General features: G+C 71.4%; 21 protein-coding genes. 14 read left to right on the top strand and 7 right to left on the bottom strand.

The features are described from left to right. The first annotated feature begins 57 nt into the window (after positions 1-57). The gene (locus AC6CQV_RS13700; protein WP_191009367.1) at positions 58-1,434 is read left to right on the top strand and encodes an amidohydrolase family protein; all 1,377 of its coding nucleotides are present in this window, start codon (positions 58-60) and stop codon (positions 1,432-1,434) included. Between the two features lie 828 nt (positions 1,435-2,262). On the opposite strand, the gene AC6CQV_RS13695 is transcribed toward AC6CQV_RS13700, so the two are convergent. Together AC6CQV_RS13695 and AC6CQV_RS13690 are read right to left on the bottom strand one after the other, a co-directional pair. Then, complete coding sequence (locus tag AC6CQV_RS13695; RefSeq protein ID WP_498259745.1) at positions 2,263-4,983, bottom strand: molybdopterin-dependent oxidoreductase; 2,721 nt, start codon at positions 4,981-4,983, stop codon at positions 2,263-2,265. After that, positions 4,980-5,783: an FAD binding domain-containing protein gene (locus tag AC6CQV_RS13690; protein ID WP_498259744.1), complete on the bottom strand. Its 804-nt coding sequence runs from the start codon at positions 5,781-5,783 to the stop codon at positions 4,980-4,982. The genes AC6CQV_RS13695 and AC6CQV_RS13690 overlap by 4 nt, the downstream gene beginning before the upstream one ends. Positions 5,784-5,929: 146 nt before the next feature. Between AC6CQV_RS13690 and AC6CQV_RS13685 the strand changes: the two genes are divergently transcribed. The 7 genes from AC6CQV_RS13685 to add all read left to right on the top strand — a co-directional run bounded on the left by AC6CQV_RS13685 (position 5,930) and on the right by add (position 12,293). After that, positions 5,930-7,009, top strand: a complete 1,080-nt coding sequence (locus tag AC6CQV_RS13685; protein WP_498259743.1) for an XdhC family protein — start codon at positions 5,930-5,932, stop codon at positions 7,007-7,009. After that, positions 7,006-7,569 carry a nucleotidyltransferase family protein gene (locus AC6CQV_RS13680; RefSeq protein WP_498259742.1) on the top strand — a complete coding sequence of 188 codons (564 nt, stop codon included), beginning with the start codon at positions 7,006-7,008 and terminating at the stop codon, positions 7,567-7,569. Before AC6CQV_RS13685 ends, AC6CQV_RS13680 begins: the two co-directional genes overlap by 4 nt. Positions 7,570-7,694: 125 nt before the next feature. Further along, the gene (locus AC6CQV_RS13675) at positions 7,695-8,768 is read left to right on the top strand and encodes an ABC transporter substrate-binding protein (protein WP_101305302.1); all 1,074 of its coding nucleotides are present in this window, start codon (positions 7,695-7,697) and stop codon (positions 8,766-8,768) included. Between the two features lie 58 nt (positions 8,769-8,826). Further along, on the top strand, positions 8,827-9,615 hold the full coding sequence (locus AC6CQV_RS13670; protein WP_060960779.1) for an ABC transporter ATP-binding protein: 789 nt from the start codon (positions 8,827-8,829) through the stop codon (positions 9,613-9,615). Further along, a complete protein-coding gene (locus AC6CQV_RS13665) occupies positions 9,605-10,441 on the top strand; it encodes an ABC transporter permease (RefSeq protein ID WP_498259741.1) in 837 nt (278 codons plus the stop codon). The genes AC6CQV_RS13670 and AC6CQV_RS13665 overlap by 11 nt, the downstream gene beginning before the upstream one ends. After that, complete coding sequence (locus AC6CQV_RS13660) at positions 10,438-11,238, top strand: ABC transporter permease (protein WP_060960770.1); 801 nt, start codon at positions 10,438-10,440, stop codon at positions 11,236-11,238. The genes AC6CQV_RS13665 and AC6CQV_RS13660 overlap by 4 nt, the downstream gene beginning before the upstream one ends. Positions 11,239-11,261: 23 nt before the next feature. Further along, positions 11,262-12,293, top strand: a complete 1,032-nt coding sequence (add, locus tag AC6CQV_RS13655; RefSeq protein WP_498259740.1) for an adenosine deaminase — start codon at positions 11,262-11,264, stop codon at positions 12,291-12,293. Positions 12,294-12,304: 11 nt separating this feature from the next. Here the strand turns inward: add and AC6CQV_RS13650 are convergent, their stop codons facing one another. The 3 genes from AC6CQV_RS13650 to purS form a co-directional block, all read right to left on the bottom strand. Further along, complete coding sequence (locus AC6CQV_RS13650) at positions 12,305-12,901, bottom strand: nucleoside deaminase (protein ID WP_240191153.1); 597 nt, start codon at positions 12,899-12,901, stop codon at positions 12,305-12,307. A gap of 82 nt (positions 12,902-12,983) precedes the next feature. Continuing rightward, the gene (purQ, locus tag AC6CQV_RS13645; RefSeq protein ID WP_061782419.1) at positions 12,984-13,691 is read right to left on the bottom strand and encodes a phosphoribosylformylglycinamidine synthase subunit PurQ; all 708 of its coding nucleotides are present in this window, start codon (positions 13,689-13,691) and stop codon (positions 12,984-12,986) included. Further along, entirely contained in the window at positions 13,688-13,933 is a 246-nt protein-coding gene (purS, locus tag AC6CQV_RS13640) for a phosphoribosylformylglycinamidine synthase subunit PurS (protein ID WP_060960766.1), read from the bottom strand. Before purS ends, purQ begins: the two co-directional genes overlap by 4 nt. 342 nt (positions 13,934-14,275) lie before the next feature. Between purS and AC6CQV_RS13635 the strand changes: the two genes are divergently transcribed. The 5 genes from AC6CQV_RS13635 (at position 14,276) to AC6CQV_RS13615 (ending at position 20,212) form a co-directional block, all read left to right on the top strand. Next, positions 14,276-15,550: an ABC transporter substrate-binding protein gene (locus AC6CQV_RS13635; RefSeq protein ID WP_060960765.1), complete on the top strand. Its 1,275-nt coding sequence runs from the start codon at positions 14,276-14,278 to the stop codon at positions 15,548-15,550. Positions 15,551-15,676: 126 nt separating this feature from the next. Next, positions 15,677-16,741, top strand: a complete 1,065-nt coding sequence (locus AC6CQV_RS13630) for a carbohydrate ABC transporter permease (protein ID WP_061782418.1) — start codon at positions 15,677-15,679, stop codon at positions 16,739-16,741. Next, positions 16,738-17,655: a carbohydrate ABC transporter permease gene (locus AC6CQV_RS13625; RefSeq protein ID WP_060960764.1), complete on the top strand. Its 918-nt coding sequence runs from the start codon at positions 16,738-16,740 to the stop codon at positions 17,653-17,655. The genes AC6CQV_RS13630 and AC6CQV_RS13625 overlap by 4 nt, the downstream gene beginning before the upstream one ends. Before the next feature lie 29 nt (positions 17,656-17,684). Then, positions 17,685-19,196, top strand: coding sequence for a GH1 family beta-glucosidase (locus AC6CQV_RS13620; RefSeq protein ID WP_101305304.1), 1,512 nt, complete (start codon positions 17,685-17,687; stop codon positions 19,194-19,196). A gap of 2 nt (positions 19,197-19,198) precedes the next feature. Continuing rightward, on the top strand, positions 19,199-20,212 hold the full coding sequence (locus AC6CQV_RS13615; RefSeq protein ID WP_060960762.1) for a LacI family DNA-binding transcriptional regulator: 1,014 nt from the start codon (positions 19,199-19,201) through the stop codon (positions 20,210-20,212). 22 nt (positions 20,213-20,234) lie between these two features. On the opposite strand, the gene AC6CQV_RS13610 is transcribed toward AC6CQV_RS13615, so the two are convergent. Then, a complete protein-coding gene (locus AC6CQV_RS13610; protein ID WP_498259739.1) occupies positions 20,235-21,590 on the bottom strand; it encodes a uracil-xanthine permease family protein in 1,356 nt (451 codons plus the stop codon). A 123-nt stretch (positions 21,591-21,713) separates the two neighbouring features. Next, entirely contained in the window at positions 21,714-22,634 is a 921-nt protein-coding gene (locus tag AC6CQV_RS13605) for a MurR/RpiR family transcriptional regulator (RefSeq protein ID WP_498259738.1), read from the bottom strand. Positions 22,635-22,726: 92 nt separating this feature from the next. Here AC6CQV_RS13605 and murQ point away from each other — a divergent pair, with 92 nt between their 5' ends. Next, entirely contained in the window at positions 22,727-23,650 is a 924-nt protein-coding gene (gene murQ / locus AC6CQV_RS13600; protein ID WP_498259737.1) for an N-acetylmuramic acid 6-phosphate etherase, read from the top strand.

The raw sequence follows: 23,650 nt of genomic DNA, 5'->3' as shown, positions 1-23,650 counted from the left end.
CACGGGTGTTTCCGTGCCGTGACAGGTCGGAAACATGGCCTGATTAGCGTGCAGAGCATGTCGCTCCTCGTCACGCACGCCCGTCTGATCACCGTCCCCGCCGGCACGGATGACCCGGGCTACATCGAGGACGGCTGGATGCTGGTGGGCGACGACGGCCGCATCGCCGCGCTCGGTGCGGGCACGCCGCCCCTCGGGACGATCGCGGACGAGACGCTCGACGTCGCGGGAGCCTTCGTCGCGCCGGGGTTCGTGTCGAGCCACTCGCATCTGTTCACGAGCGGCCTGCGCGGGCTCGGCGTCGCCGACACCCTCTACGGCTGGTGCGACGCGATGCTCGGCACCACCGCGCACATGACCGCCGACCAGCTCTACTGGGCGACGCTGCACGGCTCGCTCGACTTCCTGTCGAACGGGGTCACGACGGCGTACAACTTCACCGACCCGCTGCAGGCCTGGGAGCCGATGGTCGACGGCAAGCGCACCGGCACCGCGGGCCTGCGGGGCCTCGAGTACCACTGGCGTCAGGCCGACGGCACCCGCGACGCCGGCATCCGTTTCGTGGATGCCGCCGGCATGGACGTCACCGCCGGCACCCCCGAGGAGGTCTTCGACCGCTTCGCCGCGGAGGTCGCCCACACCCGCACGTTCGATGCCGACTTCGCCCTCGGCTCGTCGATCATGGGTCAGGTGCAGTGGTCGCCGCATCCGGATGCGGCCGCGTTCGAGGTCGAGGCGATGCGCCGGTTCGGGGTCACCAACCAGGCCCACTTCCTGGAGTCGCCGGAGGCCGTCGAGCACCAGCAGTCCAAGTTCGCGCTCTACCGGGATGCCGGCGCCCTCGAGCTCGGGCTCGTGTTCGGCCACTTCATCCAGACGACCCCCGAGATCATCGCGGAGTCGGTCGCCGGAGGTGCGGCGATGTCGTGGCAACCGGCATCCAACGGGCGCCTCGCGTCGGGGACCGCGCTCGTACCCGAAATGCTCGAGATGGGGATGAAGGTCGGCGTCGGCCTCGACGACCAGGCGTGCACCGACGTGAGCGACCCCTGGCAGAACATGCGCATCGGCATCTACGCGCAACGGGCGCGCACGAAGGACCCGCTGTCGATGATGCCCGAGCGGATGCTGCGCCTGCACACCCTGGGCTCCGCGGAGATCATGGGCGTCGCCGATCGGGTCGGTTCGCTCGAGGTCGGCAAGTTCGCCGACTTCGTGGTGGTCGACCCGCGCCGCCCCGACGTCGGACCGCTCTGGCATCCCGTGCGCTCGTACGTGCTGGCGATGAGTCCGCGAAACCTCAAGGCCGTCTACGTCGGCGGGCGTCTCGTCAACGCGGACGGGGTCTCGACCAATCCGCTCGCCGAGGAGGCGTCGGCGAAGGTGCACGAGCTGCCCGCGGCCGTCCTCCCGCTGCGCGGCCACCCGCACTGACCCCGCCGGGCGCGGTCGCCCTGCCCCGTCGGGCGTGGCCCTTGCTCGCTGCCCGCTGCCGCTGCCCGCCCCAGCTCGACCCAGTCCGCCCCAGCTCGCCCCAGCTCGACCCAGCTCGACCCAATTGCAAGGGATGCTGGGCGACACGCCGCATCCATGAGTCTGGGGCGGGCGTGTCGGTCGCGGGGCCTTGCAGTTCGGGTTGCACAGGGCAGTTCGGATTGCACAGGCGCGCGCGGGCCGGCCGGACCGCGGGAGCCGGGGCCTGGACAGGGCCCCGAGTTTGCCCGCCCGCTACTCGCCCGCCCGCGGTCCTCGCCACACTCAGCCCACCCCAACTGCAAGGGGATGCTGGGCGACACGCCGCATCCGCGGGCCTGAGGGCGGCGTGTCGGTCGCGGGGAGTTGCAGTTCGGGCTGCGAGGGGGGCGCGCGGCAGTAGGGGATTCAGCGACGCCGCTCAGGTGCGCCTAGCGGCCGCCGCCATGCCCGACTCAGGTCAACCCAACTGCAAGGGATGCTGGGCGACACGCCGCATCCGCGGGCCTGAGGGCGGCGTGTCGGTCGCGGGGACTTGCAGTTCGGGCTGCGAGGGGGGTGCGCGGCAGTAGGGGATCGGCGACGCTGCTCAGGTGCGCCTAGCGGCCGCCGCCATGCCCGACTCAGCTCGACCCAACTGCAAGGGGTGCTGGGCGACACGCCGCATCCGTGGTCCTGGGGTCGGCGTGTCGGTCGCGGGGCCTTGCAGTTCGGGTCGCCGCCCAGCCCCACCCAGCCCCGCCCCGACCCAGACCAGCCCCACCCCCGACCCGCCCCACCCCGGCCGGGTCAGGCGTCGCGGTGCGGCGACGCCAGGCGCCAGACGCGGTCGCGGCGGAACGGCTGGACGTACGGGCGGGCGCCGAGCGCGCGGGCGATCGCGTTGCCGATCGCGGGCGCGACCGGGTTGTACGGCGACTCGCTCATCGACTTCGCCCCGAAGGGTCCGAGCTCGTCGGCGGTGTCGGCGAAGTAGACCTCGGTCTCGGGTACGTCGCCGAACTGGGGCACGCGGTAGAGCCGGAAGACCGGGGTGACGACCTTGCCCTCGTCGACCATGACCTCCTCGTAGAGCGCACTGCCGATCCCCTGCGCGACGCCGCCCTCGATCTGGCCGCGGCACTGCGCGGGGTTCATCACGAATCCGGCATCCGCCGACTGGATCGACTGGAGGATGCGGACGACGCCCGTCCGCGGATCGACCGCGACGCGCACGGCGTGCACGTTGAAGGCGAGCGAGCGCTGCTCGCCGGCCTCGCTGCCGTCGGCCGAGATCTCGCCGTCCGCCGTCAGCTCGGCGAAAGACACCACTCGTGCGGGTGTGTATACGCCGTCGGGCATGAGTCGGGCGTGGGCGGCATCCGTGCCGGTCAGCGCCGCCGCGTCGTCGCGCAGTCGCGCCGCCAGGGCGAGGCACGCGGCGTGCAGCGCCTTGCCGGCGACGGTGATGCCGGCGGAGGCGAACGCGCCGGTGTCGTGCGCGACCGCGTCGGTGTCGGCGTGCCACAGGGCGATCCGGGCGGGATCGGCGGCGAGGTCGGTCGCGGCGATCTGGCGCAGCACGGTCGTCGTGCCGTTGCCGAACTCCGCCGTCCCGGCGCGCACCAGGTAGGTGCCGTCGGCGCGCAGCGTCGCGCTCGTGTGCGCGATGTGGCCGAAAGGCGCCATCGTGGCGATCATCGCGGCGGCGACGCCCTCGCCGACGAGCCAGCCCGCGGGCGCCTCGGCCCCGTTGCCGCGCCGCAGCGCCGACTCGGCGAGGTCGAGGCACTGATCGAACCCATAGCTGCCCCAGACGAGGTCGTCGTGCTCCGGATCGTCCTCCGGCGTCACGGCATTGCGGCGCCGCAGCTCGAACGGGTCGATGCCGAGCCGCTCGGACAGCATGTCCATGGCCGACTCCACGCCGAGCACGATCTGCCCGAGCCCGTAGCCGCGGAAGGCGCCGGAGGGGACGTTGTTCGTGTAGACGACCTCGGCGTCCAGTCGCTTGAGCGGCACCCGGTAGATCGTCGTGGACTCGGCGAGCGAGTGGAACATCACGCCGCGGGAATGGTTGCCGTAGGCGCCCGTGTCGCTCAGCACGTCGATCGCCATGGCTGTGAGCAGGCCCTCGTCGTCGGCGCCCAGCGTGACGCTCACCCGCATCGGATGCCGCACGGCGGCGCGTTGGAACTCGTCCGCGCGCGTGAACTCGAACGCGACCGGCCGGCCCGTGCGCAGCACCGCGAGGGCGACGAGGTCTTCGGTGAACAGCTCCTGCTTGCCGCCGAAGCCCCCGCCCAGGCGCGCGGCGTGCACCCGCACGCGGTCGCGGTCGAGCCCGAGGATGCGGGCGAGCTCGTCGCGCGTGAGGAACGGCACCTGCGTGGAGGAGCGGATGACGAGGCGACCCTCGTCATCGATCCAGCCGACCGACCCGTGGGTCTCGAGCTGCGCGTGGCTCACGCGCGAGGTCTGCCAGGTGCCGCTGACGGTCACGGCGCTCGCGCGGAGGGCCGCGGTGACGTCGGGGCCGGTGTGCACGCTCGCGATGACGTTGCGTCCCGCCTCGTCGACGCGGTCGTCGGGCGTGCGCTCGGGGTGCAGCAGCGGGGCGCCGGGTCGTCGCGCCTCGTCGGGATCGAACACGGCGGGCAGCGGCGCGTAGTCGACGCGGACGAGCCGGCACGCCTCGTCGGCGGCCTCGGCGGTCTCGGCGACCACCGCGGCGACCCGCTGGCCGATGTGGCGGACGACGTCGTCGAGCATGCGCGTGTCGTCGGGGTCGTCGGTGCGGTGCTCGTGCCGACCCGTGGAGTAGCGCACGTCGGGCACGTCCCGGTGCGTCAGGACGGCCACGACGCCCGGAACGGCGCGAGCCGCGGAGACGTCGATCCCGGTGATCCGCGCGTGCGCGTGCGGGCTCGTGACCAGCCGCAGCACCAGCGCGTCGGTCGCCGGATGACCGGGCTCGAGGTCGAAGGTGAAGGGCTCGCGTCCCTGCGTCAGCCGCGGCCCGGCCTCCGGCGGTACCGAGCGCCCCACGAGCGGCACCTCCGGCGGAGCGACGACCCGCTCGCGGCGCGACGGTCCGGTCTCGCGGACGGCCGTCATGATCGCCTCGCGGATCGGACGGTAGCCGGTGCAGCGGCAGAGATTGCCCTTCATGCGTCGGTCGAGGTCGTCGAGATCCGACGCGCACAGGGTGGAGGCCGTCACGCTCATGCCCGGCGTGCAGAACCCGCACTGGAAGCCGAAACCGGAGGCGAGCGCCTCCTGCACGGGGTGCAGCTCGTCGCCGGGTGCGAGCCCCGCCGCCGTCGTCACGGCGCGTCCCTCGACCCGGACCGCGGGGATGAGGCAGGAGTGCACCGGCTCGCCGTCCAGCAGCACCGTGCAGGCGCCGCAGTCGCCGGCGTCGCAGCCCTTCTTGACCTGCGTGTGCCCCGTCTCGCGCAGCAGCGTGCGCAGGCACTGGCCGGGGCGGGGGTCGGCATCCCTCTCGGCGCCGTCGACGGTCCACCTCATGTCAGCTCCCTCCGGATCTCCTCGGCGAGCACGGCGCTGACGCCGCGGCGCCAGTCCGCCGACCCGAGGGGGTCGGTGTAGTAGCCCGCGGCGCCGTGGACCGCCGCGGCGAGGACCGCGGCATCCGGCACGGCGGGGAAGCGCAGCACGGTCGGGCGCCACGTGGCCGCCGTGACGGTGAAGACGCTCGTGCCGTCGGGGTCGACGCGGCCCGTGACGACGGCACCCGAGCGCCCGTGCTCGGCGAGGGCGATCTTGCGCAGCGCGGCGCGCGAGCGCAGCGCGGCGGCCGGCAGGCGGATGCTGCGCAGCACCTCACCGGGAGCGAGCGCCGTCGTCCCGTTGCCGGTGACCAGCTCCGCGACCGGCAGCTCGCGATCGCCCGCCCCGCTCCAGATCTCGGCGACACCGTCGAGGGCGACGCACAGCGACACCATCGCGCCGGCGGCGAACGCCCGGCAGACGTTCCCGCCGACGGTGGCGGTGTTCCAGATCTTGAACGAGGCGAGGAGGGCATTCGCGGCATCCGGGATCAGGGACGCGGCGGTCCACTCGATCGGTGCCTCCGCGGCGAAGGCCACGAGACGCGCAATCGTGCAGGTGGCTCCGATGCGCAGGCCGTCCGCGGCGACTTCGATGTCGGGCCAGCCCATCCCGGTCAGGTCGACGAAGCCGGTCACCCCCGGCTGCGGCTCGCTCATCAGCCACGTGCCGCCCGCGATGACGACCTCTCCGGGCGCGAGCACGAGGTCGTCGCGGGTGTGCGCGAGGCGGAACGCGCGGACGGTGGTGATGTCCATGGTGCTGCTCCGTTACTCGTTCGATGGGTGCGCGGCGCGTTCGCCTGCGCGGGCCCGATGGTGATCGAGTGAAACAGAGCGCCGTTTCGCCCGTGTTTCACGCGCCCGCAACAGGCCCGCAACGAGCGGTGGTTAGCGTGGCGGCCATGCGCGAGATCCTGTCCCCGGCGGCCCGATGGGTGCGCGAGGGGCGAGCGTTCGCGATCGCCACGGTCGTCGGCACGTCGGGCAGCGCGCCGCGTCCGGTCGGCTCGAGCATGATCGTCTCGGCGGCCGGGGTGTTCGGCAACGTGTCCGGCGGCTGCGTCGAGGGCGCCGTCTACGAGCGCGCTCTGGAGGCGATCGCGACCGGTGACGCCTCGGTCGAGACCTTCGGCTACAGCGACGGCGAGGGCCTCGCGATCGGCCTGACCTGCGGCGGGGCGGTGGACGTCCTCGTGCGCCCGGTTCCGCCGGCCGGTGCGGCGGCGGCGCAGCTGGCGCTGCTGGCCGAACGGGATGCCCGCGGCATCCCGACCCGGTTCCGTCTCGTCACGTCGGGGCCGCTCACCGGCGCGGGATTCGTCATCGAGGCCGGGGACGAGGACGGCGACGCCGGTACGGATGCCGACGCGGTCGTCGTCGAGGTCGGCGCGCGGCCACGGCTCATCGTGGTCGGCGCCGTCGAGTTCGCCGTCGCGCTCGCCCGGCTGGGCGCCGCCCTCGGCCACCGCGTCGTGGTCGTCGACCCGCGGGAGGTCTTCGCGAGCGTCGACCGCTTCCCGGGAGCCGATGTCGTGGTCGACTGGCCCGACCGCTACCTCGCGACGCAGAGTCTCGAAGGCCCGACCGCGATCTGCGTGCTCAGCCACGACCCGCGCCTCGACGTTCCCGCGCTGCGCGTCGCGCTCGCCTCCGGTGCCGACTACGTCGGTGCGATGGGCAGCCGGCGCACGCACGACGACCGGATGCGGCGGCTGCGCGAGGCCGGTGTCGGCGACCGCGATCTCGCGCGCCTGCGCTCTCCGATCGGCCTCGACCTCGGCGCCGTCTCGGCCGACGAGACGGCGCTGTCGATCCTGGCCGAGATCGTCGCCGACCGTCACGGGGGGTCGGGAGCTGCGCTCTCGACCCTCGCCGGTGCGATCCACGGCGGCACCGACCCGGCGCCGCCGACGCGCGAGCAGCCCGGAGCGCCGCGCACGGTGATCTGCGCGGTGCCGCGGGCTCCGATGGCGCGTCTGTGACCGTCTGCGCCATCGTGCTCGCGGCGGGTGCGGGCACCCGCTTCGGCGGGCCGAAGGCGCTCGCGCGCGACGCCGCGGGCGAGCCGTGGCTGGCCCGCGCGGTGCGGACGCTCCGGGCCGCCGGGTGCGACCCGGTGCTCGTGGTGCTGGGCGCCGCGGCCGACGACGCCGCCGTCCACGTGCCCTCCGAGGCCGTCGTCGTCCGCGCCCCGCGGTGGCGCGAGGGGCTGTCGGCCTCCGTCCGGGCCGGCCTCGACGCGGCCGCCGGGACCGCCGCCGCGGCCGCGCTGCTGGTGCCGGTCGACGTCCCGGAGCTCCCGGCATCCGCCTGCCGTCGGGTGATGCGGGATGCCGGGCCGAGCAGTCTCCGCCGGGCGCGCTACGCCGGCGCTCCCGGGCATCCCGTGCTCATCGGCCGTGACCACTGGGGCCCGCTGGGGGCGTCGCTGCGTGCCGACCGCGGCGCCGGCGGCTACCTGCGCGCGCACGGCGCGGAGACGGTGGAGTGCGCCGACCTCTGGCACGGGCGCGATGTCGACCGTCGTCCGACGGAGGCGTAACCGCCCCGAAACAGACCCCCGATGTCCGCGAAACGTGCATCTCCTAGCGTCGCTTGCAGTCGCGCCGGTGGCGCACGAGGTCCTCGCCCCGAAGAGAACCGTCAAGAACACGGAGATCACAGCACATGAGCATCCTTTCCTCGCGACGCGCTCGCCGCGCCGCCGCCGCCCTTGCGGGCACCGCCCTCGCCGTCGCCGCCCTCGTCGGCTGCTCCTCCTCGTCGGCGTCGTCGTCCGACCCGTCCGCGTCGGCCGCGGCCGACTACGGCGACCTGACGGTGCAGCTGAGCTGGATCAAGAACGAGGAGTTCGCCGGCGAGTACATCGCCGACAGCAAGGGGTACTACAAGGAGGCCGGGTTCTCCTCGGTGAACCTCGTCCCCGGTCCGTCCACCGGTGTGGCGGAGCTCGCCAGCGGCACGGCCACGGTCGCCCTCAGCGACTCGGTGTCGGTCGGCGCAGCCGTCGCGAACGAGGGGGCGCCGGTCAAGATCATCGGCGCGACGTTCCAGAAGAACCCCTTCACGATCCTCTCGCTCAAGAGCGGCGGCAACATCTCGACCCCCGCCGACCTGAAGGGCAAGAAGATCGGCGTGCAGGACTCCAACGCGTCGCTGTTCAAGGCGCTGCTGAGCGCGAACGGCATCGACCCCTCCGAGCTGACGATCGTCCCCGTCCAGTACGACCCGGCACCGCTGGTCAACGGCGAGGTCGACGGCTTCGTCGCGTACCTCACGAACGAGGCGATCACGCTGGAGATGAAGGGCATCGCGACCACCAACCTCCCGTTCGCCGAGAACGGCCTCCCCTTCGTCGCGGAGACCGTCGCGGCGACGGACGACACCATCGCCAACAAGCGCGAGATGCTCAAGGCGTTCCTCAAGGCCGAGATCCGCGGCTGGAAGGATGCGCTCGCCGACCCGCAGGAGGGTGCCGACCTGGCCATGTCGACGTACGGCGCCGACCTCGGGCTCGACCCCGCCAAGACGCTCGCCGGATCGAAGGCGCAGAACGAGCTCGTCGTCTCGGACGAGACCGTTGCCAACGGCCTGTTCACCATCTCCGACAAGCTCCAGAGCATGACGATCGAGAGCCTCGCCGGCGCCGGCATCACGCTCAAGGCATCCGACCTGTTCGACCTCAGCCTCCTCTCCGAGGTCTACGCCGAGGACCCGAGCCTCGTCGCGTACGCGGGCTGAGGCCGGGGACGACGGAGCTTTCGTGACCGACACGGCCACCCGGACCGGTGCCCAGGCGATGAGCCCGGGCACCGGTCTGCAGATCACCGCACTCAACAAGACCTTCACGGTCGGTCGCACGCAGGTGGTGGCGTTGCAGGATGCCGATCTGCACACCGATCAGGGATCGTTCCTGTCGCTGCTCGGGCCGTCCGGTTGCGGCAAGTCCACGATCCTGCGCATCCTCGCGGGGCTGGAGGAGCCCACGAGCGGAACGACGCGCGTCGACGGCAAGAGCCCGAAGGAGCTGCGCAAGGCGGGGGAGCTGGGCATCGCGTTCCAGGACTCGGCGCTGCTGCCCTGGCGCAGCGTGCAGTCCAACATCCAGCTCCCGTTCGAGGTGGCGGGCCGTCCCGTCGACCGCGACTACGTGCGCGAGATGATCGAGCTGGTCGGGCTCAAGGGCTTCGAGAAGGCGAAGCCGGCGCAGCTGTCGGGCGGCATGCGTCAGCGCGTGTCGATCGCGCGCTCGCTCATCATGAAGCCGTCGGTGCTGCTGTTCGACGAGCCCTTCGGGGCCCTCGACGACATGACGCGGCAGAAGCTGAACCTCGAGCTCCTGCGCATCTGGACCGAGAAGCCGGCGACCACCCTCATGGTGACGCACGGCATCTCCGAGGCGATCTTCCTCTCCGATCAGGTGGCGGTGATGAGCCCGCGGCCGGGTCGCGTCAAGGAGGTCATGGAGATCGACCTGCCGCGTCCGCGGCTGCCCGAGATGATGCGCACGCCGGAGTTCCACGCCTACGTCGACCGGGCATCCGAGCTGCTGTTCGGCGCGGGAGGCGCCGCGGCCGATGACCACTGACCAGGCGATGACGCGCGGCCTCACCCGCCGCCCCGTCCGCCTCCCGGCCTGGCTCACGGGCGTGCTGGGCGGCGTCGGGATCATCCTGCTGTGGTGGGTGCTCGCCGCCACCGTGTTCGCGCGCGTCGGCCCGGGCGGGGTCCAGGCCATCCCCACCCCACCGCAGGTCGTCGCCGAGATCGTGGACAGCGGATGGTCGTACTTCGCCCGCAACTTCTCCGTCACGATCAGTGAGGCGGGAACCGGGTATCTGTGGGGCAACGGCCTCGCGCTGCTGCTCTCCGCCCTCGTGCTCGTGGTGCCGCGCCTGGAGGGCGTGGTGATGCAGCTCGCGATCATCACCTACTGCATCCCGATCGTCGCGATCGGCATGCTGCTCGTGGTCATCATCCCGGTGCCCAAGCCGGGCGAGCCGTCGGGGACGGCATCCTTCCTCGCCGCCCTCGCGGTCTTCTTCACGACCGTCGTCGGCGCGCTGCTCGGCCTCAAGGCCGCCGACCGGGCCAGCCTCGACGTGGTCGCCGTCTACGGCGGATCCCGGCTGACGCAGCTGCGGAAGATCCGGCTGATCGCGGCGCTGCCGTCCGTGCTCAACGCTTTGCAGATCGCCGTGCCGGCGGCCTTCCTCGGCGCCGTGCTCGGCGAGTTCTTCGGCAAGGTGGAGCTCGGTGTGGGGCCGGCGATGATCGCCGCGCAGCAGGCGCTCGACGCCCCGCGCGTCTGGGCGCTCGCCCTCGTCTCGGGCGCCGTCGCCCTGGTCGGCTACGCGCTGCTCGGCCTCGTGGCCCGCCTCGTGGCGCCCTGGGCGAAGGGAGCGCGCCGATGAGCGGCACGGGCGCATTGCGCGCGCTGGGGTCGAGCGTGCTCACCCTCGTGCTGACGGTCGTGACCGTGCTCGTGCTGTGGGCCGGTGCGCTGTGGGCGTTCCGGGTGAGCCCGTACGTCGGCAAGGGACCGCTCGACGTGTGGAACTACCTCTTCACCGTTCCCGCCGCGGAGGCCAACCGCGCCACCGTCTTCGGCCAGCTGTGGGTGTCGCTCGGCCACGCCGCGATCGGCTTCGTCGCCGGGCTGCTCGTGGCGATCCTGGTCGCCGCGCTGTTCCAGCTGAGCGCGGGCGTCGAGCACGCCCTGATGCCGCTCGCGATGCTGCTGCGATCGGTGCCGCTGATCGCGATGGCCCCCGTCATCATCTTGATCTTCGCCCGCGACTTCGCGACGATCGCGGTGCTCGGCGGCATCGTCGTGCTCTTTCCCGCTCTCGTCACGATCGCCTTCGGCCTGAAGTCCGCGCCGGCGCACATGAACGACCTCGTCGAGGTCTACGGCGGATCGTCGTGGACGACGCTGCGCAAGGTCGCGCTGCCCAGTGCGCTGCCCTCGCTGCTCGCGGCGGTGCGCATCTCGGTGCCCGGCGCCATCACCGGGGCGCTGCTGGCCGAGTGGCTCGCCGTCGGCGGCGGCATCGGCGGCGCGTTCGGCGGCTACATCGCCGCCGCGCAGTTCTCCGCCCTGTGGTCGTCGGTCGCGGTGATCACCGTCGCGGCGCTGCTGCTGTACAACCTCGTCCATATCCTGGAGGCGGTCCTCCTCGCCCGCATGGGCATGTCCGACCGCGCCTGATCCCCCGCCCCGAAAGGTCCACGATGTCCGACCTCGCCGAGTTCGCCTTCGGCCTGCCCAAAGCAGAGCTCCACCTCCACCTCGAAGGCACGCTCGAGCCCGAGCTGAAGTTCGCGCTCGCCGAACGCAACGGCATCCGCCTCGCCGAGACGAGCGTCGCCGAGGTGCGCGCCACCTACGACTTCACCGACCTGACGAGCTTCCTCGCCGTCTACTACCCGGCGATGGAGGTGCTGCAGACGGCGGACGACTTCCACGACCTGGCCTGGGCGTACCTGCTGCGCGCGAAGGAGCAGGGCGTCGTCCACGCCGAGATGTTCTTCGACCCGCAGGCGCACACCAGCCGCGGCGTGCCCTTCTCCGCCGTCATCGGCGGCTACCGCCGCGCCGCCGTGCGGGCTCAGGACGAGCTGGGCATCTCCGCCGAGCTGATCCTCTGCTTCCTGCGCGACTTCTCCGCCGAGTTCGCCATGGCGACCCTCATGGAGGCGCTCCCCTACAAGCAGTGGATCGTGGGCGTCGGGCTCGACTCCGACGAGCGCGACAACCCGCCGTCGAAGTTCGCCGCCGTCTTCGCGCGGGCGAAGGCCGAGGGCTTCTTCCTGACGATGCACTGCGACATCGACCAGGTCGGCTCGATCGACAACATCCGCGAGGTGCTCCGCGACATCCGCGTCGACCGCATCGACCACGGCACCAACATCGTCGAGGACCCGGAGCTCATCGCGCTCGCGAAGGAGCGCGGCCTCGGCTTCACGTGCTGTCCCGTGTCGAACTCGTTCGTGACCGCCCAGATGAAGGCCGACGAGATCGTGACGCTGCTGCGGGAGGGCGTGCGCGTGACGATCAACTCCGACGACCCGGCCTACTTCGGCGCGTACGTCGCGGAGAACTACGTCGCGCTCGCGCAGCAGGCGGGGCTCACCGAGGCCGACCTCACCCAGCTGGCGATCAACTCCTTCGAGGCGTCCTGGCTGACCCCGGCGCGCCGCGCCGCGTTCGTGGCCGCGGTCCAGGAGTACGCGGCCGAGCGCGGTGTGAGCCTGCCGCGCTGACGGCGCGCGGGTCAGACCTCGACGGCGCCGCGGGCGTTGTAGACCACCGCGTCGCTCGCGCCGTAGGCCCGGTAGACGGCGACGGCGTCGTCGTAGCCGACGCCGGTGCGCACCCGGATGCCGCGCCGCTCGAACTGCGCGGCCCAGTCGTCGACCATCGGGCCCTCGTCGAAGCCGGTGAGCTCCTCCAGGAGGTCGCCCTCGCCCGCGACGACGAGAGAGCGCACACCGCTCCACATCGTGGCCCCGTAGCACTGCACGCACGGGCGCCAGTTGACCACGAGCGTCAGGCGGGCGCCGCCCGCGCCGAGGTCCCACCGTCCGAGGGCGCGCTGGGCGAGCGCGAGCGCCATGACCTCGGCGTGGGCCGAGGTGACGCCGGATTCGAGCACGACGTTGACGCCGACGGACACCAGCGCGCCCGTCGACTCGTCGACCACGATCGCGGCGAAGGGGCCGCCGTTGCCCGCGCGCCAGTTGCGGTCGGCGAGCTCGTTCACCAGGCGCATCTGCTCCTCGGCCGAGGGCAGAGCCGTCGGCAGGGCGTCCAGGTCGGCGATGAGCCAGCCGGGCAGGGAGGCCGTGTAGGAGGTCGCGAGTGCCGTCATGCCGCGACGATATCGTCGCCATGTTTCGGCCAGGCTACGCCCCGGCGAGGACCGCGACCGCAGGGGCGCCCGCGTCGCGGATTTACGCGGCGGCGCCCACCACGGCGGCGATCGCCGACGTGAAGAAGGCCAGACCGTCCACACCGGAGCGCATGGCCTCGGGGGTGTCGGGGCCGAAGCCGGGCTCCACCGCGTGCTCGGGGTGCGGCATGAGCCCCACCACGTTGCCGCGCGTGTTGGTGAGACCGGCGATGTCGTCGAGCGAGCCGTTGGGGTTCACTCCGAGGTAGCGGAAGGCGACGAGCCCCTCGCCCTCGATCCGCTCGAGCGTCTCGGTGGAGCAGATGTACCCGCCGTCGGCGTTCTTCAGCGGGATCGTGATCTCCTGGCCGGCCTCGAACTGCGAGGTCCAGGCGGTCGTCGCGTTCTCGACGCGCAGGCGCTGGTCGCGACGGATGAACTGCTGGTGGGCGTTGCGGATGAGCCCGCCGGGCAGCAGGTGCGCCTCGACGAGCATCTGGAAGCCGTTGCAGATGCCGAGGACGGGCATGCCCTGCGCCGCGGCATCCTTCACCTCGGACATGATCGGCGCGAGTGCGGCGATCGCGCCCGCGCGCAGGTAGTCGCCGTAGCTGAAGCCGCCCGGGAGCACGAGGGCGTCGACGCCCTCGAGGTCGTGCGAGCCGTGCCACAGGGCGACGGGCTCGGCGCCGGCGAGGCGGATCGCGCGGTGCGCGTCGCCGTCGTCGAGCGAGCCCGGGAAGGTGATGACCCCGATGCGGGCGGTCACTCGACGACCTCGATGCCCACGACGTCCTCGATCACCGCGTTCGACAGGATGTCGGCGGCGAGGGTGCGCACGGTCTCCAGGGTCTTCTCGTCGGCGACGTCGACGGTCAGCTCGAAGCGCTTGCCGATCCGGACGGACGAGAAGCCCTCGACGCCGAGGCGGTCCAGGGCGCCGGCCACGGCCTTGCCCTGCGGGTCCAGCAGCTCGGCCTTGGGCATGACGTCGACGACGATGGTGGGCATTCGGTCCTCCTGTGGGCCGCGCACGGCCGCGGCTTCCGGTCGCCCCGCGATCGCGGATGCCGGTGGGCCGGCGCACCGCGGATCGAGGGAGGGGTCGGCACCAGTCTACGGGCGCGCGCGGCCTTCGCGGAGCCGACCGGGAGGGCGGCCGCGGCCGGATTGTCACGGCTGCCGTTACACAACCGTGATGCACTCATGGGAGCGCTCCCTTGTGTTCCTGGGAGCGATCCCATAACGTCGTCGCTGTCCGGTGAGAGCGCTCCCATTCCCACATCGATGCGATGGCGCGGGAGGGCGGGAACGCGAACACGCACCTGCAACACATCCACAAAGGAGTGACACGTGAACACACGCGCACTGCGGCGCATCGGCCTCGTGGCCGGCGCCCTGACCACCTCCGCCCTCGTGCTCGCCGGCTGTGCCGGCGGCAGCGGCACGGCGGCGACGGCCGATCCCAACGAGAAGGTCACGCTGACCGTGGCGACCTTCAACGACTTCGGATACTCGGACGCCCTGTTCGCCGAGTACACGAAGGAGCACCCGAACGTCACGATCGTCCACAACAAGGCAGCGACGAGCAACGACGCACGCGCCAACTACTTCCAGAAGCTCGGCAAGACCGGCCTGGCCGACATCGAGGCCATCGAGGTCGACTGGCTGCCCGAGGTCATGAAGTACTCCGACCTGCTCGCGCCGGTCCCCACCGACCTGAAGAGCCGCTGGCTCGACTGGAAGGTCAAGGCCGCCACCGACGCGCAGGGCAACCTCATCGGCTACGGCACCGACATCGGGCCGGAGGGCGTCTGCTACCGCTCCGACCTGTTCGCCGCCGCCGGCCTGCCGACCGACCGCGAGGAGGTCGCGAAGCTGCTGACCGGCGACTGGAAGACCTACTTCGACACCGGCGCGAAGTACACCGCCGCGACCGGCAAGGCGTTCTTCGACTCCGCCGGCGGCACGTACCAGGGCATGGTCAACCAGATCGAGGCCGCGTACGAGAACCCCTCGGACGGCAAGATCGACATCGACCCGAAGGTCGAGACCATTTACAACCAGGTGCTCGACGCCTCCGCGACGCAGTCCGCGCACCTCAGCCAGTGGTCCGACGACTGGATGGCCGGCCTGTCCAACGGCTCGTTCGCCACGATGCTCTGCCCGGGCTGGATGCTCGGCGTCATCTCCGGCAACGCCAAGGACGTCAAGGGCTGGGACATCGCCAACGTCTTCCCCGGCGGCGGCGGCAACTGGGGCGGCTCGTACCTGACCGTTCCCGCCAACGGCAAGAACGTCGCGGCCGCGCAGCAGCTCGCCGACTGGCTCACCAGCCCCGACACGCAGCTCAAGGCGTTCGAGGCGGCCGGCACGTTCCCGAGCCAGGTCGACGCGATGAAGTCCGACACCCTGCTGAGCTCGAAGAACGAGTTCTTCAACAACGCTCCGGTCGGCCAGATCCTCACCGACCGTGCCAACGCGGTGACGGTCTCGCCCTTCAAGGGACAGTTCTACTTCCAGATCAACGACGCGATGCAGAAGGCTCTGACCCGCGTCGAAGAGGGAACGCAGGACAAGGCGGCCTCGTGGGCCCAGTGGCAGACGGAAGTCGCCGCCATCAAGTAATCCCCTTCACCGGTCGTTGAGCGAGGATGCCGTCGGCATCCGAGTCGGAACGCCCGCCCGCTCGGGCGTTCCGACTCGCCCCGCTCGCTCAACGACCGGTGCCCATCGACTCCCGAAGGACATGCCGTGACCACCACCACCTCCCGCGCCCCGAAGCGCATCGGCTTCGGCAGCCGGCTGAGCTCGTGGGATCTCAAGCTCTCGCCCTACCTCTACATCTCCCCGTTCTTCATCCTGTTCCTCGTCGTCGGGCTCTTCCCGATCGGGTACACCGCGGTGATCTCCTTCATGGACTGGGACCTCGTGCGCAACTCGGGAACCTTCGTCGGGTTCGACCAGTACGCCACGGTGATCTCCGACCCGAAGTTCTGGGCGGCGCTGCGCAACACCTTCAGCATCTTCCTGCTCTCGTCCGTGCCGCAGCTCATCGCCGCCGTGGTCATCGCAGCGCTGCTGGACCAGAACATCCGCGCCAAGACCTTCTGGCGGATGGGCGTGCTCGTCCCGTACGTGATGGCGCCCGTCGCCGTCGCCCTGGTCTTCTCCAACATGTTCGGCGACCAGTACGGCATCATCAACACCTGGCTCAGCAGCATCGGCCTGCCCCCGGTCATGTGGCACTCCGACACCTTCGCGAGCCACATCGCCATCGCCACGATGGTGAACTTCCGGTGGACCGGGTACAACACCCTCATCCTCCTCGCGGCGATGCAGGCCATCCCGCGCGACTACTACGAGGCCGCGACCGTCGACGGCGCCGGCAAGGTGCGTCAGTTCTTCGCGATCACCCTGCCCAGCCTCCGGCCCACGCTGATCTTCGTCATCATCACGTCCACGATCGGCGGCCTGCAGATCTTCGACGAGCCGCGCATGTACGACCAGACGGGCACCGGCGGTGCGAACAACCAGTGGCTGACGATCTCGCTCTGGCTGTACGACATCGGGTGGGGGCAGTGGAACCTCGGCCGCGCGGCGGCGCTGGCGTGGATCCTCTTCCTCATCATCCTCGTGATCGGCATCATCAACCTCTTCATCACCCGCAACCTCGTGCGTGACGAGGGCAGTCGCAACAGCCTCACCCGCGCCCAGATGCGCGCCGCGGCGCGGGCCGCCCGCGCGGCGGTGGCGGCCGACCGCGCCGCGGCATCCGAACCCCGTCGCACGAACGAATCAGCGGAGGTGACGCGATGAGCGTCCTCAACGAACAGGCCGTCCCCGTCGTCGACGACGCGCTGCCCGCCCCCAAGAAGGGTGCGAGGACGCGCCGTCCGCGCCACGTCAAGGGCACCCGCCCGGGCTGGATCGTCTACGCCTGCCTCGCCGCCGTGCTCGTCGGCAGCCTCTTCCCGTTCTACTGGTCGCTGCTGATCGGCTCGGGCGACTCGTACACGATCCGCGACCCCAACATGTCGTGGATCCCGGGCGGGAACTTCCTCGCCAACGCGGCGAAGGTCGTCAACGACCCGGCGGTCAACTTCTGGGTCGCCCTGTGGAATTCGATCATCAGCTCCGGCCTGATCGCGATCTCGGTCGTGTTCTTCTCCACCCTGGCCGGGTGGGCGTTCGCGAAGCTGAAGTTCAAGGGCTCCAGCTGGCTGCTGGTGTTCGTCATCGCGACGATGGCCGTTCCCACGCAGCTCGGCGTCGTGCCGCTGTACATCCTCTTCAGCGACCTCGGCTGGACCGGCCAGCTCGGCGCGATCATCGTGCCCGCGCTGGTGAGCGCCTTCGGCGTGTTCTGGATGACGCAGTATCTCCGCCAGGCCGTGCCCGATGAGCTCATCGAAGCGGCTCGGGTCGACGGGGCGAGCTCGTTCCGCACGTTCCTGACCGTGGGCCTTCCCGCCGCGCGTCCCGCGGCGGCGATGCTGGCCCTGTTCACCTTCGTGTCGGCGTGGAACAACTTCTTCTGGCCGTTCATCGTGCTCGATCGGCAGAACCCCACGCTTCCGGTGGCTCTATCGTTGCTGCAGTCCAACTACTTCATCGACTACTCGATCGTGCTGGCGGGGGTGCTCCTGGCGACCATCCCTCTGCTGATCCTGTTCGTCTTCGCCGGCAAACAGTTGGTCAGCGGCATCATGCAAGGCGCGGTCAAGGGCTGAGGCCCGGACCGCTTCAGAAAGGTCGATTCATGACAGAGTTCTCGCGCCCGTTCCCGAAGGGCTTCCTCTTCGGTGCGGCCACCGCCGCCTACCAGATCGAGGGCGCGGCCTTCGAGGACGGCCGCACGGCCTCCATCTGGGACGCGTTCAGCCGGGTGCCCGGAGCGGTCATCGCCGCCGACAACGGCGACGTCGCGTGCGACCACTATCACCGCTTCCGCGACGACGTGGCCCTCATGAAGGACCTCGGACTCGACACCTACCGCTTCTCGGTCTCGTGGTCGCGGGTGCGCCCCGACGGCGGACCGCTCAACCGCAAGGGCCTCGACTTCTACGAGCGTCTCGTGGACGAGCTGCGGGCGGCGGACATCCTGCCGTGGCTCACCCTGTACCACTGGGACATGCCGCAGGCCATCGAGGAGCAGGGCGGCTGGACCGTGCGCTCCACCAGCGAGCAGTTCGTCGAGTACGCCCTGAGCGTGCACGACGCCCTCGGCGACCGGGTGCAGAACTGGACGACCCTCAACGAGCCGTGGTGCTCGTCCTTCCTCAGCTACACCGCCGGCATCCACGCGCCGGGACGCTACAGCGTGACCGACGGCGTGCTCGCCGCGCACCACCTCCTGCTCGGCCACGGCGCCGTCGTCCGCGAGCTGCGCGAGCGCGACGCCGACCTGAGCCTGGGCATCACGCTCAACCTCACGGTGGCCGACGCGGTCGACCCGGCGGATGCCGCGGACGCGGACGCCGCCCGGCGCATCGACGGCCAGTTCAACCGCTGGTTCCTCGACCCGATCTTCCGGGGGGAGTACCCGGCCGACGTGGTCGAGGACATCCGGGCGGTCGCTCCGGAGGCGATCGAGGCCCTCGTGCAGGCGAACCGGCCGGGCGACCTCGCCACGATCTCCCAGCCGCTGGACGCGCTGGGCGTGAACTACTACCACGGCGAGTTCGTCGGAGGATCCCCCGACCCCGAGCCGCCGCTTCCCGGCGACGCGCCCACCGACCGCCCGGCGGCATCCCCCTTCCCGTCGCACGAGGGGATCTACTGGCACGACCGCGGCCTGCCGCGCACCAACATGCACTGGGAGGTGCAGCCCGAGGGGCTCACCCGCCTCCTGCAGCGCGTGGGGGACGAGTACGCCGCGCCCGCGGGCACCGCCCTGTACGTCACCGAGAACGGCGCGTCGTACGACGACGAGCTCGTCGTGGAGGACGGCGTCGCGCGCGTGCACGACGTCGAGCGCACCCGCTTCCTGCTCGGTCATCTGGAGGCGATCCTCGACGCGGCGGATGCCGGCGTGGACGTGCGCGGCTACTTCTACTGGTCGCTCCTGGACAACTTCGAGTGGGCCTGGGGATACGCCAAGCGCTTCGGGATCGTGCACGTCGATTACGCCACCCAGGTGCGCACCGCGAAGGACAGCGCGCTGGAGTATCGTCGGGTCATCGACGCTCGCGCGATCGAGGACGCGGCGGTGCCGCTGCCCCGACCCGCCGTCCAGATCACCCCCACTCAGATCTCCAGCCTTCAGAGGTAGCCGTGACCATCGACACGCCGCGAGTCGCACCGACCATCGAAGAGGTCGCCGCCGCCGCGGGGGTGTCCCGGTCGACCGTCTCCCGCGTCGTCAACGGCTCCACGGCCGTGAGCCCGGCGGCGCTGGAGGCGGTCACGCGCGCCATCGCCGAGCTCAACTACGTGCCCAACCGGGCCGCGCGCTCGCTCGCCAGCCGCGCGACGATGGCGATCGCCCTCGTCGTCCCGGAGGACACCACGCGGTTCTTCGGCGACCCGTTCTTCGCCTCGATCGTCTCGGGCATCAACGCCCGGCTCAGCCGCTCGGAGTACGTGCTGAACCTGATCATCGCGAGCGACGACCCGGGCGACAAGACCTCGGCGTATGTGCGCAGCGGTGCCGTCGACGGCGCGATCGTCGTGTCGCATCACACCAGCGACACGTTCATCGACCGCATCGCGCACGTCGTGCCGGTCGTGTACGGCGGTCGCCCGGTGCGCGAGCGCGAGCGCGACTTCTACGTCGACGTCGACAACGTCGCGGGCGGCCGCGAGGCCACCGCGTACCTGATCGGACGCGGATTCCGCCGGATCGCCACGATCGCGGGGCCGGTCACCATGCCGGCCGGCATCGACCGTCTCGTGGGCTACCAGGAGGCGCTGTCGGACGCGGGGCTGGAGGCGGCCGCCGTCGAGGACGGCAACTTCACCGCCGACGGCGGGGCGGCCGCGATGCAGCGCATCCTGGACTCCGGCGTGCCGTTCGACGCCCTGTTCGTCGCGAGCGACCTCATGGCGCGCGGCGCCCTCGCCGCGCTGGGGCGGGCGGGCGTGCGCGTGCCCGAGGACATCGCGATCATCGGCTTCGACGACTCGCCCGTCGCGCGCACGGTCAACCCGCTGCTCACCACGATGCGCCAGCCCTCGCACGAGCAGGGCGAGAAGATGGCCGACGTCCTGCTGTCGATCCTCGCCGGCGGCACGCCGCCGCACGTCACCATCCTGCCCACCGAGCTCGTCGTCCGCGCCTCCGCCTGATCCGGCGGCGGATGCCGCGGGCTCAGCCCACGTTCTCGGGATCGCCGCCCAGCGGGCCGATGGGCACGATCGGGCCGCCGTCGTCGGCGCCGGTCTTGCGCGCCCGCGCGATGGCGTTGCCGAGGTGGTAGATCACGAGCGCGGCGACGGTGCCGAGCACGATCGCGCCGAAGCTCAGCGTGCCGAGGTTCATCGTGAACCCGGCGATCGCGATGACGAACGCGACGGCCACGGTGTACTGGTTGACCGGGCGGGAGAAGTCCACCTGGTTGTCGACCCAGATCTTGATCCCGATGACGCCGATCAGCCCGTAGAGGGCGGTCGTCACACCGCCGAGCACGCCCGCCGGCATGGCGAAGATGACCGCGCCCACCTTGGGGGAGAACGCGAGCAGGATCGCGACGATGCCGGCGACCCAGTAGGCCGCGGTCGAGTACACGCGGGTCGCGGCCATGACGCCGATGTTCTCGCCGTAGGTCGTGGTGCCCGAGCCGCCGCCGAGACCGGCGATCGTGGTCGCGAGGCCGTCGGCGATGAGCGCGCGCCCGGTGCGCTTGTTGATCGAGGGGTCGCCGGTCATCGTCGCGACACCGCGGACGTGGCCGACGTTCTCGGCGATGAGCACGAGGATCACCGGCAGGAACATCGGGAGCATCGCCCAGGCGTGCGCGTCGCCGAAGGCCGGCAGGTGGAACTGGGGGAGGCCGATCCAGGCGGCATCCGCCACCCCGGACCAGTCCACCCGGCCGAGGAGGGCGGCGACGACGTAGCCGACGACGACGCCGAGGAAGATCGAGATGCGCCCGAGGAACCCGCGGAAGAACACCGCGAACAGGATGCAGGCGGCCAGCGTGATCGCGCCGAGCAGTGCGTCCTGCTGGAAGTTGGTCCACGCCACCGGCGCCAGGTTCAACCCGATCAGGGCGACGATCGCGCCCGAGACCACGGGCGGCATGAGCCGCTCGATCCAGCCGGTGCCGGTCGCCTGCACGAGCAAGCCGATGCCGGCCAGCAGCACACCCGCGACGAACACGCCCAGCAGCGCCTGGCTGATCTGCTCACCGGTCTGCAGGGCCTTGCCGTCGCCGGGGCCGAGCGCGAGGATCGGCGCGATGAACGCGAACGAGCTGCCGAGGTAGCTCGGCAGACGGTTGCCCGTCAGCAGCAGGAACAGCAGGGTGCCGAGGCCGGAGAACAGCAGCGTCGTCGAAACGGGGAAGCCCGTCAGCAGCGGCACGAGGAACGTGGCGCCGAACATCGCGACCACGTGCTGGGCGCCGATGGCGATCGTGGCCGGCCATCCGAGCCGCTCGTGCGGCTTGACGACGGCACCGGGCTCGACGGTGCGGCCGTCTCCGTGCGGGGTCCAGATGGGCATGCGCGTGCTCCTCGGTCGTCGAGATCCGGTGGTCGTCGGGGTGGCGGGATGCCGAGGTCAGGCTACCTGGGAGCCGGCTGTGAGCCGCGCACGCGCGCCGTGAAAGGTCGAGGTCCCGCCGGGTCAGTCGCGGCGCCCGCGCGGCAGGTGCTGCGGGGTCACGGCATCGCGGGTCGCGTCGAGCGCGGCGCCGAGATCGTCGAAGCGGAGCTGCCCGACGCGCAGGAACAGGAAGTCGACGACGGCGAGCTGAGCCATGCGGCTCGCGAGGGCCGCCGCGCGCAGTGTGGCCTCGCGTGCGGGAGTGCGCAGCAGCAGGTCGCACTCCGCGGCGAGGGCGGAGTCCGGGTCGCCGGTGACCGCCACGGTGAGGGCTCCCGTGCGCCCGGCGACCTCCACGGCGTGCAGCACGTCGCGCGTGCCGCCGCTGAACGAGAACGCGATGACGACGGCCTCGGCATCCGCGAGGGCGGCGTGCACCAGCTGCATGTGGGTGTCGGGGGAGGTCATGCACGCGAGCCCGATGCGCTGGAGCTTCTGCGACAGGTCGGCGGCGGCGAGTCCCGACGCCCCGACACCGAAAGCGATCACGCGGGAGCCGGCCGCGATCCGACGCGCGACGTCCTCGAGGGCGGTCAGGTCGAGCAGTCGCGCGGTCTGCTCGATCGTGCGGGCCTCGTGGAACGCGACCTTCGAGACCAGGTCGGCGAGGGAGTCCGACGGGTTCAGCTGCCCCTCGGCGATGTCCGACCTCTCGAGGTCGGCCGCATTGCGCGACAGCTCCTGGGCCAGCTGCATGCGGAACGCGGGGAAGCCCGCGAAGCCGAGCGCCTTGGAGAAGCGCACGACGGAGGCCTGCGATACGCCCGCCCGGTCGGCGAGCTCGGCGACGGTGGTGCTGACCACGGCATCGGGATCGCTCATCACGACCGCCGCGACGGTCGACTCGGCGGGCCGCAGTCGAGCAGCGGCGGTGCGGATCGCCTCGATGACGTCGCCGTCCATTTCGCCTCCCGGAACCGATGTCAGTCTCGCACGGTTCATGAAATCATGCTTCACATTCGGCTCAAGTTGTGAAATAGTCATTCACGCCCACGGGATGCTCCGGCATCCGACGCCATCGACGAGGAGGCCGCATGCCCGATCCGAGCCCCGTCTCCACGACGGAACAGCAGAATCCGCGCACGCGCGAGCTCGACGCCATGACGATCGACGAGTTCCTCACCACGATGAACGACGAGGACCGGCGTGTCCCGGTCGCCGTCGCCGCGCAGATCCCGCAGATCGCTCGCGCGGTCGAACTCGTCGTGGCCGCCCTCGCCGCCGGCGGCCGGCTCGTGTACCAGGGGGCCGGCACGAGCGGCCGGCTCGGCGTGCTGGATGCCGCGGAGTGCCCGCCCACCTTCGGGACCGACCCGGAGCAGGTGCGCGGACTTCTGGCCGGGGGACGCGACGCCATGTTCGAAGCGGTCGAGAACGCGGAGGACTCCGCGGAGCTCGCCGTCGCCGACCTGGAGGCCATCGGCCTCACGGCGCGGGACGTGGTCGTCGGCATCGCCGCGTCCGGACGCACCCCCTACGTCATCGGCGGCCTCGACCACGCGCGCCGCGTCGGCGCCGCGACCGTGTCCCTCGCGTGCAATCCCGGCGCGCCGACCAGCCGTCATGCGGATGTCGCGATCGAGGTCGACAACGGCCCCGAAGTGCTCACCGGATCGACCCGCCTCAAAGCGGGCACGAGCCAGAAGCTCGTCCTCAACATGATCTCCACGGCCGCGATGGTGCGCCTGGGCAAGGTGTACGGCAATCTCATGGTCGACGTGCGGCCGACCAACGAGAAGCTCGTCGATCGCGCGGCGCGCATCGTGCAGGCGGCCACCGACTGCGACCGCGACACCGCCGAGCGGGAGCTCGCCGCCGCCGACGGTCACGCCAAGACCGCGATCGTGGCGATCCTCTGCGGCGTCGACGCCGACACCGCGCGCTCCCGCCTCGCCGCCGCCGACGGCTTCGTCCGCGGCGCGATCGACGGCGCCCCGGCATCCCCCGCGGCGCTCTGA

The sequence above is a fragment of the Microbacterium sp. EG9 genome (genome assembly GCF_059759475.1).
Note: the sequence above shows the minus strand (reverse complement) of the source record. Positions and strands in the feature narration are given on the sequence as shown.